General features: G+C 43.7%; 12 protein-coding genes. 8 read left to right on the forward strand and 4 right to left on the reverse strand.

Annotation, left to right across the window (positions count from 1 at the left end):
* Positions 1-343 precede the first annotated feature (343 nt).
* Both OCV47_RS11890 and OCV47_RS11895 read left to right on the forward strand, forming a co-directional pair.
* Positions 344-742, forward strand: coding sequence for a hypothetical protein (locus tag OCV47_RS11890; RefSeq protein WP_262655283.1), 399 nt, complete (start codon positions 344-346; stop codon positions 740-742).
* A gap of 99 nt (positions 743-841) precedes the next feature.
* Positions 842-2,071, forward strand: coding sequence for a HipA domain-containing protein (locus OCV47_RS11895; protein WP_262655285.1), 1,230 nt, complete (start codon positions 842-844; stop codon positions 2,069-2,071).
* An 11-nt stretch (positions 2,072-2,082) separates the two neighbouring features.
* Here the strand turns inward: OCV47_RS11895 and OCV47_RS11900 are convergent, their stop codons facing one another.
* Positions 2,083-2,994, reverse strand: coding sequence for a LysR family transcriptional regulator (locus OCV47_RS11900; protein ID WP_262655286.1), 912 nt, complete (start codon positions 2,992-2,994; stop codon positions 2,083-2,085).
* Between the two features lie 197 nt (positions 2,995-3,191).
* On the opposite strand from OCV47_RS11900, the gene OCV47_RS11905 reads away from it, so the two are divergent.
* The 5 genes from OCV47_RS11905 (at position 3,192) to OCV47_RS11925 (ending at position 11,212) form a co-directional block, all read left to right on the forward strand.
* The gene (locus tag OCV47_RS11905) at positions 3,192-4,118 is read left to right on the forward strand and encodes a 4Fe-4S dicluster domain-containing protein (RefSeq protein ID WP_262655287.1); all 927 of its coding nucleotides are present in this window, start codon (positions 3,192-3,194) and stop codon (positions 4,116-4,118) included.
* A 166-nt stretch (positions 4,119-4,284) separates the two neighbouring features.
* On the forward strand, positions 4,285-5,379 hold the full coding sequence (locus tag OCV47_RS11910; RefSeq protein ID WP_262655288.1) for an endonuclease/exonuclease/phosphatase family protein: 1,095 nt from the start codon (positions 4,285-4,287) through the stop codon (positions 5,377-5,379).
* A gap of 66 nt (positions 5,380-5,445) precedes the next feature.
* On the forward strand, positions 5,446-8,292 hold the full coding sequence (locus OCV47_RS11915; RefSeq protein ID WP_262655290.1) for an HD domain-containing phosphohydrolase: 2,847 nt from the start codon (positions 5,446-5,448) through the stop codon (positions 8,290-8,292).
* Positions 8,293-8,591: 299 nt separating this feature from the next.
* The gene (gene mgtE, locus OCV47_RS11920) at positions 8,592-9,986 is read left to right on the forward strand and encodes a magnesium transporter (RefSeq protein ID WP_262655291.1); all 1,395 of its coding nucleotides are present in this window, start codon (positions 8,592-8,594) and stop codon (positions 9,984-9,986) included.
* A gap of 137 nt (positions 9,987-10,123) precedes the next feature.
* Positions 10,124-11,212, forward strand: a complete 1,089-nt coding sequence (locus tag OCV47_RS11925) for a sugar kinase (protein ID WP_262655293.1) — start codon at positions 10,124-10,126, stop codon at positions 11,210-11,212.
* 123 nt (positions 11,213-11,335) lie between these two features.
* Here the strand turns inward: OCV47_RS11925 and OCV47_RS11930 are convergent, their stop codons facing one another.
* The 3 genes from OCV47_RS11930 to OCV47_RS11940 are packed head-to-tail and all read right to left on the reverse strand — an operon-like array spanning position 11,336 to position 13,273.
* Entirely contained in the window at positions 11,336-12,274 is a 939-nt protein-coding gene (locus tag OCV47_RS11930; RefSeq protein ID WP_262655294.1) for a DUF4097 family beta strand repeat-containing protein, read from the reverse strand.
* Positions 12,252-12,959: a DUF1700 domain-containing protein gene (locus OCV47_RS11935; RefSeq protein WP_262655295.1), complete on the reverse strand. Its 708-nt coding sequence runs from the start codon at positions 12,957-12,959 to the stop codon at positions 12,252-12,254. The genes OCV47_RS11930 and OCV47_RS11935 overlap by 23 nt, the downstream gene beginning before the upstream one ends.
* Complete coding sequence (locus OCV47_RS11940) at positions 12,956-13,273, reverse strand: PadR family transcriptional regulator (protein WP_256298974.1); 318 nt, start codon at positions 13,271-13,273, stop codon at positions 12,956-12,958. Before OCV47_RS11940 ends, OCV47_RS11935 begins: the two co-directional genes overlap by 4 nt.
* A 245-nt stretch (positions 13,274-13,518) precedes the next feature.
* Here OCV47_RS11940 and OCV47_RS11945 point away from each other — a divergent pair, with 245 nt between their 5' ends.
* A complete protein-coding gene (locus tag OCV47_RS11945; RefSeq protein ID WP_262655297.1) occupies positions 13,519-14,535 on the forward strand; it encodes a DctP family TRAP transporter solute-binding subunit in 1,017 nt (338 codons plus the stop codon).
* Positions 14,536-14,549 lie beyond the last annotated feature (14 nt).

The following is a 14,549-nucleotide window of genomic DNA, read 5'->3' on the forward strand; positions in this document are numbered from 1 at the left end:
TGTTGGAATCTGATAAATTATAATCGGTGTCAGAAAGGAGGAAACAAAATGTGGAACACAAAGTTATATAAAGCCATGATAGAAACCATAGTCAAGGAACGATGAATTTATAGATTATAAGACAGAAAAAATACAATATAAAAATACAGAATTTACAGGATGTGTCAGTGCGAATTTTTTGAAAAAAGGTTGGCAGCTGATTACTCTGGAACGTTTATTTCAAAGTTATTATGGTGAGAGTCTGAATCGGTCTTTATACCGTTTGCCAGAAGCAAGAGACAGACTGCAGTTTCTGGTAGAATAGACTGTGCGGATCACGGGATTAGAAGAGTTTGGAAAATATATGGGAAAAGTATTAGCGGTAGATACTTTTTTTCTCAATGAAGACCGACACACGCATAATCTGGCAGTATTGCTGGATGAATATGGAGAATATCATTACTGTCCGATGTTTGACCATGGTGGGGCATTACTTTCCGATACAACCTTAGTCTATCCCATGACAGGAGATGTATATGCATTAATTGAGAATGCAAAACCGAAAACTTTTTGCGGGAATTTCGATGAGCAGCTGGATATTGCAGAAGAATTGTATGGACAGCAGATACAGTTCATGTTCGACGATAAAGAAGCAGACAGACTGTTAAACGAAGAAGCAGGTTATCCACAAGACATAAAAGAACGAGTCAGTACCATACTCAGATGGCAGAAACACCGATATCAGTATCTGTTTCAAAAATAAACTGGAATCTGTATAGTGTCTAAAGTTGACCTGCATACAGGGAAAAAGTATAATATTATAACAGGCAAAGAATGAAAAAGACTGCAGGAGGTGAAACTAATGAGATGTACTTTGATGCATAAGAGAATCCCAGTAGTGGAGCTGGAATTGGATGATGCAACCGGATTTATCAGCGGATTATATGAAGTGTATGCACCAGAACATCTTCCTGTGGGAGTCCCGGTGAAAAAGGGCATGGCAGATCGGTCAGCGTTGAATGCCTGGTGGATGGACCGTTCGATTCCAGGCAGCCGTTCCGGTATCCGGGAGGCTCTGGAACAGTTGGATATTACAGATACGAAGCTGCTTCTTGTTCGTTGTTATGGCCTGAGCCTTTCTGATCAGTATTGGATTTGTCCGGTTGGAATGGATTTGAAATGGGAAGATATCAATTTCTTTGATCATGCATTTTCTGACGATATTGGAGATATTCTTCTGGGATCCAAAAAAGAGAAAGTTGAATTTGACTTCAGTTCTCCGGATAATACATCAGACGGATGCCTGAAAAAACGATGGAAGATTCTGAATGGTCAAAGATGTCTGATAAAAGGCGGCAGCAATCCATTCAGACAGCAGCCTTTTAACGAAGTGATTGCATCAGGAATTATGAACAGACTGGGAATAGAACATATTCCATATGAACTGGTATGGGATGAAGAGATGCCATATAGTATATGCAGGGATTTTGTGACCAGAGATACGGAATTGATCGGTGCCTGGCGCATTTTCCAGACACAGAAAAAAGCAAATAGTGTTTCAGTATATCAGCATTATGTAGATTGCTGCGCCGAACTTGGCATCGACATCATACCAGCCATGAATCGTATGATAGTGGTAGACTATATCATCGCGAATGAAGATCGGCATTTGAATAATTTTGGTTTGGTGCGAGAGGCAGAAAGCTTAAAGTGGCTTGGGGCAGCACCGATTTTTGACAGCGGCTCTTCCTTTGGATATGACAAACTGCCATTTGAGATACTTTCCGGAAAGCATATTACCTGCAAGCCATTCAAAAATCATCACGAAGAACAACTGAAGCTGGTATCCTCTTTTGAATGGATTGAATTTGAAAAGCTGAAAGATGCAGGAGAACTGATTCGAAGTGCATTTGATGATGAAAGAGCAGTGCAATTTATCAATGAAAAAAGAGTAGACAGCATTGTGACGTCAACAGAAAAGCGCATTCGTATACTGGAAGAATATGCATTGCATTTTAATGGGAAATCAGCAACCATGTCAACAGAAGATGATGTGAAAAAGAATACGGCAGAGAATTATTTGAATCGTTAGAGTGGGGGATGCTAGTGCAGCATCCCCATTTTTTTCGGTAGGTCCATGTGCTGATAGGTATGCAGAATCTTTTCCAGTTCATAGATGGCCGGTGTCAGGAATTTGTTTTTATGGTATACCAGCTTAAACTTCCGGTTCCATTCTCCGTCAGCCTGATAAAAGGCACGGATAGCGCCATGCTGTAATTCATGCTGCATGAGCCGCAGGGACATGACGGAAAGTACCTGATTATAGAGTACCGCATTAAGCAGTACCCGGGGACTGTTGGCTTCCCAGGCAGTGATATAGGACAGTTGATGTCTGGAAGCGTAATCTTCAAAGAGCTGCCGGGTGCCGCTGCCGGATTCTCTCATGGAAAAGGACTGCCCCTGAAGATCGGAAACAGTCAGTTCCTGACGAGTATAAAAGGGATGCTTCTTTCCAACGGCCAGTACCAGACTGTCATCAATGACAGGCAGCACAATCAGATCCGAGGACAAGATCTCACCTTCTACAACAGCGGCATCCAGTTCGGACTTTAGCAGCTTTTCTTCGATATCTCTGGTATTGCTGACATAGGAATAAACGGACATTTCAGGAAAATGTTCCTGAAGTGCGACTACAACAGAGGGAGTCAGGCAGGTGCCAACGGTAATGGTAGAACCAAGCTTCAGGGTCGAAGACTGTCCCTGATTCAGCATCAGTTCCTCCACCTGTCGAAATTGCTGTACCAGCTGTTCTGCATGAGGAAGCAAAAGCTTTCCACGGTCGGTGAGATACAGCTTTTTGCCAAGACGTTCGAATAGAAGTCCGTTATAGTGTTTCTCCAGTTCGCCGATGGCCTGGCTGACGGTCGGCTGCGACAGATATAGTGCCCGGGCAGCACCACTCATGGATCCCTGCTGTGCTACTGTAAGAAAAATAGTAAGGTGACGAAGGGTCATAATGCATCTCCTTTGAAAAATCAATAAAACCACTCGCAAATTGGTATATATGGATTGGAATGGTTGAAATTTCCTGTTATGTATAGATAATTCCTATGATTTTTATAAAATAATATCACTTTTCAAATATATCGACAAGTGATAAGATATAGATATAGGAAAACAAAAGTGAATGTTCACAGAACAGGAGGAGAACCATGTCGGCACTGACAGTCAGCAAAGAGGAAGAAAAACGATTAAAAGGACAGGGATTCCTGAATAACAGAGGAACGGATGAATTTTCCGCACGCGTGATTACGGTGAACGGGAAAGTAACGGCCGCTCAACACAGATGTATGGCAGATGCAGCGGAAAAATACGGAAACGGCAAATTGGCCTACACCACCAGACTTTCCGTAGAGATTCCGGGTATCCCATATGAGAAGATTGAAGAATTTCAGGCATTTATTGCAAAAGAAGGCCTGATGACAGGGGGAACCGGAGCAAAGGTACGCCCGGTAGTTTCCTGTAAGGGGACCACATGCCAGTACGGACTGCTGGATTCCTATGGTATCTCAGAAGAGATTTTCCACAGATTTTATGAAGGATACCGTCAGGTGGCGTTGCCACACAAGTTCAAGATCGCAGTCGGCGGATGCCCGAATAACTGTGTAAAGCCAAATCTGAATGATGTGGGTATCATCGGACAGCGAATTCCACAGCAGGATCTGGAAAAATGCAAGGGATGTAAGAAATGTGCGATCGAAGCAGTCTGTCCAAATAAGGTGGCAAAAGTAACAGATGGAAAGCTTCATATCGATGAAGAAGCCTGTCGCCATTGCGGACGATGCGTAGGCAAATGTCCGTTTGATTCTATTCCGGACGGAATCTATGGATACAAGATTTATGTAGGCGGTCGCTGGGGAAAGAAGGTGGCAAAGGGAAAAGCACTGGGCAAGATCTTCACTACCAAAGAAGAAGCACTGGATGTCATCGAAAAAGCAATCCTGTTGTTCAAAGAACAGGGAGAAAAGGGCGAACGTTTTGCCGAGACCATTGACCGGATCGGATTTGAAAAGGCAGAAAAGCAGCTGCTGTCAGATGAACTGCTGGAACGTAAGGAGCAGATACTGGCAGAAGCATAAAACTGAGACAGAAGATCAGGAAGAAGAGTCGTTGTTTGCGGAAGAAAGACCGTAGATAACGGCTCTTTTGTATCTGTAAAAGTGTTCTGGTTACCGTATTTTTTATAGATGTTACAGGAGTTTTATGCTATACTGGTGAGAAGAATACCCACAGAGGAGAAGCAGCATGATAAAAAAATGTTTAAAAATATTCGGTATCCTGACAGGCGTTTTGATTGCGGCGCTGGCAGTCTATATCATTTATCTGTTTGTCAGCTACGACAGAATTGAGGATAATCTGGCACTGGAAGTGGAGGCACCGGCAGAAATCGCAGAAGCGGGGCAGCTGACCACCGGAAAAGAATATTCCGCAGTTACTTATAATATTGGATTTGGTGCCTACACTCCGGATTTCAGCTTTTTCATGGATGGGGGCAAGTCCTCCTGGGCGAAGAGCAAGGAAAGTGTCATCCAGACCGTGCAGGGAGCAGGTGACCTGGTGGCTTCTCTGGATCCCGATTTTGCCATAATTGAGGAGATTGATCTGGATTCGACCAGAAGCTATCATGTGAATGAATATCAGATCTTAAAGGACTGTCTGTCACAGGACTACACCGTGTTTGCAAAGAACTATCATTCTGCGTTCCTGTTTTACCCATTTACGCAGCCTCACGGCAGCAGCAATTCAGGAATCGGTCTTTTTTCCCGGTATGAGATTAAAAGCTCTGTACGAAGAAGTCTGCCGATCTCTACATCTGTGAGTAAGTTCCTGGATCTGGATCGTTGCTACAGCGTATCCAGGATACCGGTGGACAATGGAAAAGAACTGGTACTTTATGCTCTGCATACATCTGCTTACAGCAACAGCGATGCGATCCGGGAGGCTCAGATTACCATGCTGACAGAGGATATGGAGCAGGAATATGCAGCAGGGAATTATGTCATCTGTGGAGGAGATTTCAACCATGACCTGAAGGCGGATGAAGCTTCCGGAGAAGAATGTGAGTCCTGGGCTTATCCGTTCCCGAGAAGCCGTCTGTCTGAACATTTTTCTTTTGCTATGGATTTCCTGACAAAGGAAGAGCGTGACGGATTATGGAACAGTTCACGTAATGCAGATATGGCGTACGTAGAAGGTGTTACTTATACGGTTACACTGGATGGATTCCTGATTTCCGATAATGTGGAGTGTGTTTCTTATGAGAATATCAATATCGGATATCGTTATTCTGATCATGATCCGGTTTGTATGAAGTTTAGGTTGAAAAATGGGGATCTGTAGGGAGGAAACATGAAGGAAGCGTAGAGAGAAGGACAGACAGCTCCCGGAGGGTGCAAAAGAGAAAGTATGTTAGATATGGAGAATACAATCAGTAAAAAAAGAAGAATCATATTTTATATTGTGATGCTGACCATTCTGGCAGGTTTTTTAATTGTGGAGTGTGTGTATCCAAGTGAACGGACTGAGCGATCTATGGAGGCCAGCATTTGTTATACAGGAACATTTGTCTGGGAAAAGCCAGATGGAACAGAGGAAATCATTTCAGTACCTGGAAAGTATGAGGTGCCTGTCGGTGAAACGATGGTGATTACGACACAGCTTCCGGCAGATTATAATGAGAGTTCTATTGCTCTGCGATCTTCACTGCAGGATGTAAAGTTTTATATAGATGGACAGCTTAGAGGTGATTACAATACCAGGAAAACCAGACCGTTTGGAAAGAATTCAGCCAGCCGGTATGTGTTCTGTGAGACATCGGAAAAAGATGCAGGCAAAGAACTGCGGATTGAGATGACGACCTACACGGATAATTACTCCGGAGTTATAAATGAGGTCTGGTGCGGAGACAAGGTGGATGTCTGGACTCATATTTTCAGCGAATACGGTACAGAAACCATTATCGCATTCTTTATTTTGTTTGCGGGTATCATCACGATTTTGTTCAGCCTGGCTCTGGGCGTGGTATATCATACGACCTTTGATATGGAATATTTGGGATGGTGCATTATGATGGGAGCCATCTGGATGCTTGGAGAATCCAAGCTGCGTCAGCTGTGGATATCAAATGCCTCCGTACTGGCAGGCATGTGCTTTATTGTGATTATGTTGTGCCCGATCCCGATTCTTTTGTACATTGACAGTGTACAAAAGGGCAGATATACGAAACTGTATCATATCATGGAGGGAATGGCATTCCTGAATTTCCTGATATCAACCATATTGCAGCTTTCTGGAAAACTGGATTATATTGAAATCATGCCTGTCGGACATGTGATCATGGGGCTTACGTTTTTCCTGATACTAGGAACCTTTATCAGGGATATGCACCAGAATAAAAGTCGTTCTTATCATCTGGTGCTGGTGGGCGTGATTGTAGCCATGATTGCAACGCTCATTGAAGCAGTTTCAGCTTATTTTGTAGTATCTATTTCCGGCATATTTATCGGTATCGGTCTGTTGGTGCTGCTGTTTGTGAATATCATCCAGACAATGAAAAGTGTACGGGATATGGAGCTGCAGCGTCAGAAAGAAGAGGTTGAAAAACGTCGGAAGCAGACAGAGAAGATGGCGCTTCAGATGATCCGTACTTTGTCTACCACGCTGGAAGCCAAGGATGAATATACCAATGGTCATTCTTACCGTGTGGCTCAGTATTCTGCTTTAATAGCCAGAGAGCTTGGCTGGAGTAAGAAGGAGATTCTGAATCTGAAAAATGCAGCTTATCTTCATGATGTGGGAAAAATCGGTATTCCAGATACCATTCTGAATAAGCCATCCAGACTGTCGGATGATGAATATGCTTTGATCAAAGCGCATACGGTGATCGGGGCAGATATTCTGAAGGATATTACGATGATTGAGCATGTGGCAGATGTGACCAGATATCATCATGAGCGATATGATGGCAAGGGATATCCGGATGGACTGGTGGGAAATGAGATCCCGATTTATGCACGGGTTGTGGCTGTGGCAGATAGTTATGATGCAATGAATTCCAGACGAATTTATCGAAATGCGTTGTCGGCAGAAATGATCGAGGAGGAACTTCGCAAAAACAGAGGAACACAGTTTGATCCAGAGATCACAGATCGGTTTCTGCGTTTGCTGAAAGAAGGAAAAGTGGAAGTAGAAGAAGAATGTCTGGAAGCAGAAGATGCTGATGGTGTTGCAGATCTGGAACGGGAAACCGGAAAATTCCTTTCTGATGTTATGGCTACCATGAGAAGTCAGGGAGACAGCGAGAATTATGACTATCTGACTGGTTTGTCTATGCGCAGTAAGGGAGAGATGGTGATTGCCCAGCTGATGCAGGAGCATTCCGGATGTCTGGTTTTTCTGGATATGGATAATCTGAAAAAAATCAATGATCTCTTTGGCCATAAGGCCGGAGACCGTGCATTGAAGCTTCTGGGAAATCTGATCGCAGATGTTACCTGCGGTCATGTGGGGTGCCGGTTTGGCGGAGATGAGTTCGTATTGTTTTTCCAGAATGTGAATAAAGAAGAGGTGACAGATAAGATAGCGATGCTTTTTCGGCGATTCCGGGAAGACAAGGAAGCAGACGCGGAAATCCGCTGTGCATCTCTTTCCGCAGGAATGTGTATGACCAGCCCTGGTGATACATTTGAATCCTGCTATCTGAATGCAGATAAAGCATTGTATTATGTGAAACAGAATGGAAAAGATCAATTCTGCTTTTATCATGAAATGGAAGAAAATGGAATACCAGATACACCAACTGGCAGAGATCTGAAAAAAGTGGCAAATGCGCTTCAGGAAAGTGGCAGCTACAGTGGGGCTCTGGATATGGATTTCCGAGGTTTTGCCAGAATCTATGAATATATGAACAGTCTTGGTGCCAGATACAGATATGCCTGTTATCTGGTGATGGTGACCATGGATACCATATCGGATCAGACCATGTATATGGAAAGCATCGAGCAGGCCCTGGACTGCATGGAGAAGTCTATTCGTCAGAAGATCCGAAAGGTAGATATTTGCACCCGTTACAGCGCCATGCAGTATCTTATTATTCTTTTTGAACCGGAAGAGAGTCAGATTCCGAAGGTAATGGAACGAATTTTCATGCAGTATTACAAGATGTATGAAAAGAATGATTTCAAGCCGGGGTATGAATACATTCCAATGCTGGGGAAAAAGAACGATATACCAGATGGAAATTCCAAAATTTAACCTTGACACAGGAAGAAAAACAGGGCTAGAATAGACACGGATTAAAAAAATAAGAAACAGGAGGAAAACGAAATGGACAGTTGCGACAGTACGGGACGAAGTAGCAGTTACGGTGGCATACAAGAAAAAAGACAGACGCAGCTTACCAGAAGAGTTTTCTGACTGGACTGCGTTTGTTCATATTGTTTTTGAACCATCGTATTTCACTCCTATACTTCACAGCATGTAACTGTTGGAAAGTTTAGTACATGGAAAAACGGTGGTTTTTCTATGCCCATTTTTGGGAGGAAGGAGGCAATATGACAAAAGAAATGAATACAAAACCAAACTATGCAGAAGAGCTGCTGGAGATTTTGCACAGCTCTTTATCTGATGAAGAGTTGCTGGACCGCATCTCTGATTACCATGAGAATGATATTGCGGATGCACTGTCACAGTTGACAGAAGAGGAACGTAAGAAATTGTATCCGATCCTTGGTGCAGAACGTCTGGCAGAGATCTTTACTTATATTGATGATCCGGATGAATACTTAAAGGAACTGGATCTGGACAAGGTTGCAAAGGTGATCTCGTTTATGGACTCAGACGATGCAGTAGATGTGCTGGATGAGTTTGATGACAGTACCCAGGAAAAACTGGTTGAGATGCTGGACGAGGAATCCAGCCATGACATCAAGATGATCCAGTCCTATGAGGATGATGAGATCGGTAGCAAGATGACCACGAACTTTATTGTGATCTATCATGATCTGACCATCCGGCAGGCCATGAGGGAACTGGTTCGTCAGGCGGGAGATAACGATAATATCTCAACGGTATATGTAGTTGACCGCAAAGACATGTTTTACGGTGCAATTGACTTAAAGGATCTGATCATTGCCCGGGAGAGGGATTCACTGGATGATATTATCAGTACATCTTACCCGTATGTGACGGATCATGAGAAGATCAGCGACTGTATTGAAAGTATCAAAGATTATGCAGAGGATTCCATTCCGGTACTGACTGAGGAAAAAATGCTGATTGGTGTCATCACATCCCAGGATATCGTGGAAGTAGTAGACGATGAGATGGGTGATGATTATGCAAAGCTGGCTGGTTTGACCGCTGAAGAGGATTTGAATGAAACCACAAAGGAAAGTATGAAAAAGAGGCTTCCATGGCTGATTATTCTGTTATTTCTTGGAATTGGAGTATCTTCCGTGGTAGGTGTATTTGAAACAGTAGTAGCCACACTCCCGATCGTTATGTGTTTTCAGTCACTGATCCTGGATATGGCAGGAAATGTGGGAACCCAGTCCCTGGCTGTGACCATCCGTGTCCTGATGGATGAGACATTGACCGGTGCACAGAAAATGCATCTTGTAATCAAAGAAATGCGTGTTGGATTTGTGAATGGTCTGTTCCTTGGAACTGTATCTTTTCTTATCATTGGATGTTATATCTGGTTCTTTAAGCCGAATCCGGCGAATCATGCATTCCTGATTTCCGGATGTGTAGGAGTATCGCTGCTGGCAGCCATGGTGATTTCCAGCCTGGTAGGTACCCTGATTCCAATGTTTTTCCATAAGATCAAGGTAGACCCGGCAGTGGCTTCCGGTCCGCTGATTACCACCGTGAATGATCTGGTGGCAGTAATTACCTATTATGGACTGGCCTGGATTCTGCTGATACAGACCTTCCATCTTACGTAGGAGAGATTTGCAAGAGAAAATATTCTGGACAAAAAGAAAAAATATGATAGACTAAGCATAAGAAAAGCAGCCGTTTGTGCATCGGCAGAGACTGTATGTCTGCTGAGGCATAAACGGCTTTTTATAAGGAGGCACATATGGAACATTATAACCCATTACTTCGAGACAATGATACAACCCAGAAATTTATCACAATCGGAGAGATCATGCTTCGACTGACACCGCCGAATTACGATAAGATCCGGATGGCGACCAGCTTTGAAGCCAGTTATGGTGGAAGCGAGGCAAACATTGCCCTGGCACTGGCAAATCTGAATGTGGACAGTACATTCTTTTCTGTTGTACCAAATAACAGCATCGGAAAGAGTGCGATCCGTATGCTGCGAAGCAACGATGTTCACTGTACACCTATGATTTTATCCACACCACAGCAGACCCCGACTCACCGGCTGGGTACTTATTATCTGGAGACCGGTTATGGAATCCGCCCAAGTAAAGTGACTTATGACAGAAAGCACAGTGCTTTTGCAGAGTACGATTTTGATAACGTGGATCTGGATGCACTGCTGGATGGTTTTACCTGGCTGCATTTAAGCGGTATTACCCCGGCAGTTTCTCCAAAATGCAAAGATCTGATTCTGAACAGTCTGAAGGTGGCAAAAGAGAAGGGAATCACCACCAGCTTTGACGGTAACTTCCGCAGTAAGATGTGGACCTGGGAAGAGGCCAGAGATTTCTGTACGGAATGTCTTCCATATGTGGATGTACTTCTTGGTATTGAACCATATCATCTCTGGAAAGATGAAGATGATCACAGTAAGGGAGACTGGAAGGATGGCATTCCGATGCAGCCAAGCTATGAGCAGCAGGATGAAGTGTTCCAGAGATTTGTGGATCGTTATCCGAATCTGAAATGCATTGCCCGCCATGTACGTTATGCACACAGCGGTAGTGAGAACAGTCTGAAAGCCTATATGTGGTATGAAGATCATACCTTTGAAAGTAAGCTGTTCACCTTCAATATTCTGGATCGTGTAGGCGGTGGAGATGCATTCGCCAGCGGACTGATCTATGCGATTATGCATGACTATAAGCCGATGGATATTGTCAACTTTGCAGTGGCCAGCAGCGCTATCAAGCATACTATCCATGGAGATGCCAACATTACGGATGACGTAGACACTATTCGAAATCTGATGAATATGAACTACGATATCAAGCGCTAACCATTGGGGACGGTGTTTTCCGGCTCTTTTAGTGTCACTTGTGGCTCGATTTGAATCAAAAAAGCAGAGATGTAAGTTTGTTTCAAACTTCATATCTCTGCTTTTTTATAAAAGAAGAGTTATTCATTTCAGAATAATATCCCCATCCGTGCAGGTAACAGTCAGTGTAGCATTGCCATCGTTTTTCTGAGCGTAACGGTTGAGATCATCATCATTTTTCTGCAGTGTCTTTGCGAGTGCTTCTGGCAGGCTGATTTCTCCAAGTCTGGTGGAGAGCTGCAGGCCAAGGGACTGCAATGCTTCTATGGAGTTCTGAATGGTAACATCTCCGAGTTTGTCTGTAATGGAGGTGGATCCCTGATATTGATTATGATCCAATGTCAGATCATCGTCACTCATGGTGATATCACAGGTATCCAGCATGCTGTCTGAGATGGTCAGTTCACCTAATGTATTTTGAAAAGAAAAATCGGAAAACTGACAGTTTGTGCAGACAGCATCTCCATCATCCAGTGACAGGCTGCCATGTGCAGCCTGAAGCCCATCGACAGACACATCCCCCATAGTATTGTGAATAGAAATTTGCCGGAACTTTTCGGTCGGTACGTAAAGATAAACGGTATCAGCTGGATGTTCTGCATTTTTACCGCAGAACAGATCTGCCAGAAAACTGATGTCGATATGAATATAGGAGTCTCCGGTATGTTTGCTTTCTGTAACGGTGAGCGTGCCGCTTTTTACTTCATAGTCAACTGGCGACTTCCCATTCACACTGGCGATTTCCCATGCAATGGCGCAATGCTCATCTTCGGATGGAAGAATCTCCAGGTCAAGGTCTGCGAAAGAAATGTCCACAGAGTTCAGAGCCCCCAGGTCTGTCCGGGGCTGAGTGCTCACTCTGGCAGGAACGTCACTGCGTGCACTCCATTCCAGTCTGTTGAGATCTGCATGTGCCACATAAGAACGGCCGTCATTCAGATAGCCGGCAAAGATCAGAATCGCTCCGGTTACACTGCAGATAATACCGGCTTTTAACCATTTATAGTGAGATTGTTTCATCATACTTCACCTCGTTTACTTTTCTTTTTCGATTGACAATCCATTTTACGGAAGCAGCAAAAAAGCGGCAGCCACTGTAAGCAGCAAAAATCCCAAACAACATAATCAGAATCCCGAGTCCGATGATCAGCAGTCCGCTTCCCGCAATCATGGCAGAGCCGGAAAGAGAGAGCGGCAGTGCCAGAAGTCCACGAAGAATCAGCTTTCCACCAATGAGATAGCTGGAAAATGCAGCAATAAAGATACACAGATCCAGAATAATAGCACAGATCATCAGGCATAACAGTACAATCGCAGCAGAAAGCAGGAGAGGTGCTCCGATTGGGATGGCAAAAAGAAGTAACAGTGAAATCCACAGGATCGATTTCCACACTTTACGTCCGGTGGTGTGGGCAGAACCGACTGCACCATTGGTCCCGGCGAACTCAGGGGCAGGAGCTGAGAAGATATTCGCATTAGTCGAAGCATCGGTCAGTTTGCGATCCAGCAGATTAGCCATCAGATCCCGGGCAGCTTCCTTTGGTGTTCCAAGTTCCTCCATCAGAGCTTTTGCACCTTCGTCGTCTGTGTCTTCAAAATATTCGGTGAAATACTCCATAGCATCTTCATAATCTGCCTTTGGCAGTTTTTTTAAATATTTTTGCAGCTGCAGCAGATATTCTGTTTTTGTCAAATCTGTCTTACTCAATTGCGAAGCCTCCCTTCAATAATGCTGTCAATGGTGTCTTTATAAGTACACCATTCTTCCTTTAAATGCGTCATCTGCACCTTCCCCTCTGGCGTGATAGAATAATACTTTCGTTTCCGTCCCTGATATTCCTGAGAATAAGTGGTAAGAAATCCGGCCTTTTCCAGTTTTTTTAAAATAGGATATAAAGTGGATTCTTTGATATCAGCGGCAAGCTTGATCGTCTGACTGATCTCATAACCATAAGAATCCTGAGATTCCACAATGGTAAGGATCAGATATTCGATCAGGAGAGCAGATACTGGAAAATACATACGATGACCTCCTAATATATAAAAATTTTATATATAAAAATTCTACACATAAGCTAGCATAAAAAGTAAAGCGTGTCAAGTAGAAAAATAAAGTCAGCTATAGCTTCTCTTTATAACTGTGTATAAATTTTCCATAGATGTAAAATGACGGATAGTCATTGACGAAATTCCCCTGAGATGGTAAATTGTGTATCAACATACTATTGTAGTAGGAAAAAAGGGCAAAAGTAAACGAGGAGACGATTATGAACAAGAACTGGAAGAAGTATGCAGCAGGATTATTTACCGCATCACTGGCGGCCGGACTTTTTTCAACAGGAGCACTGGCAGATGACAGCATCGATCTGAAGCTGAGCCTGACCCCATCGGAGAGCAGTGTCTGGATGGTAGCTGTGGATTATTTTAAAGAACAGGTAGAAGAAAAGACAGACGGACGATACACCATTTCTGTATATCCAAGTGAGCAGCTGGCAGGAGGAGACCTGATAAAGGGCGTGGAGATGCTGCTGACCGGATCCACAGATATTGCACTGAATTCTGTGATGAATACTTCCAGTTTTGATCCAAGACTGACTGTCACCAGTATGCCATGGATCTTTGAAAATGGATACGACAGTGTGGACGAATATGTATTCAACGGAGAAGGTGCAGATGCCATCAAAGACATTTTCACAGAACTGGGTGCAGTACCGTTGGCAATCGGTGATAATGGCTTCCGTCAGATTACCAACAATGTCAGACCGATTACCACCCCGGAAGATCTGGATGGCCTGAAGATCCGTACACCTGCCAACAGCATGTACATTGATCTCTTTACTCTGTTCGGAGCAGACCCGACTTCTATGAACTTCTCCGAAGTATATACTTCTCTTCAGAATGGCACCATTGATGGGCAGGAAAATCCATACGACACCATCCGAAGTGCTCAGATTCAGGAAGTATCCAAGTACCTGACGGAATGGAACTATTCTTATGATATGTTTGTATTCAGTCTGAGTCAGAAACTCTGGGACAGCTTAAGTGATGAAGACAAAGAGATCTTCCAGACAGCAGCAGAAGAAGCGTGCCAGAAGGAGATCGAATCTTACCGTGAGAATGAGGCTTCTATTGCAGATGAATTTGAAGAGGCAGGAGTGGAGATCACAAAGCTGACGGATGATCAGATTCAGACCTTTAAAGACGCGGCAGCACCAATTTATGAATCTTACAAAGACGATATCGGAGAAGATCTCTTTGCAAAATTTGGTTATACATTCAATTAGAAAGAAGCGAGGAA

Origin of the sequence: Muricoprocola aceti (assembly GCF_025567005.1) — a bacterium.
Lineage (GTDB): Bacteria > Bacillota > Clostridia > Lachnospirales > Lachnospiraceae > Marvinbryantia > Marvinbryantia aceti.

What these genes read in the sequence shown, in the direction of transcription:
- OCV47_RS11890 (WP_262655283.1), top strand. Translation starts at nt 344, where the DNA reads ATGGGAAAAGTATTAGCGGTAGATACTTTTTTTCTCAATGAAGACCGA.
- OCV47_RS11895 (WP_262655285.1), top strand. Translation starts at nt 842, where the DNA reads ATGAGATGTACTTTGATGCATAAGAGAATCCCAGTAGTGGAGCTGGAA.
- OCV47_RS11900 (WP_262655286.1), bottom strand. Translation starts at nt 2,994, where the DNA reads ATGACCCTTCGTCACCTTACTATTTTTCTTACAGTAGCACAGCAGGGA.
- OCV47_RS11905 (WP_262655287.1), top strand. Translation starts at nt 3,192, where the DNA reads ATGTCGGCACTGACAGTCAGCAAAGAGGAAGAAAAACGATTAAAAGGA.
- OCV47_RS11910 (WP_262655288.1), top strand. Translation starts at nt 4,285, where the DNA reads ATGATAAAAAAATGTTTAAAAATATTCGGTATCCTGACAGGCGTTTTG.
- OCV47_RS11915 (WP_262655290.1), top strand. Translation starts at nt 5,446, where the DNA reads ATGTTAGATATGGAGAATACAATCAGTAAAAAAAGAAGAATCATATTT.
- mgtE (WP_262655291.1), top strand. Translation starts at nt 8,592, where the DNA reads ATGACAAAAGAAATGAATACAAAACCAAACTATGCAGAAGAGCTGCTG.
- OCV47_RS11925 (WP_262655293.1), top strand. Translation starts at nt 10,124, where the DNA reads ATGGAACATTATAACCCATTACTTCGAGACAATGATACAACCCAGAAA.
- OCV47_RS11930 (WP_262655294.1), bottom strand. Translation starts at nt 12,274, where the DNA reads ATGATGAAACAATCTCACTATAAATGGTTAAAAGCCGGTATTATCTGC.
- OCV47_RS11940 (WP_256298974.1), bottom strand. Translation starts at nt 13,273, where the DNA reads ATGTATTTTCCAGTATCTGCTCTCCTGATCGAATATCTGATCCTTACC.
- OCV47_RS11945 (WP_262655297.1), top strand. Translation starts at nt 13,519, where the DNA reads ATGAACAAGAACTGGAAGAAGTATGCAGCAGGATTATTTACCGCATCA.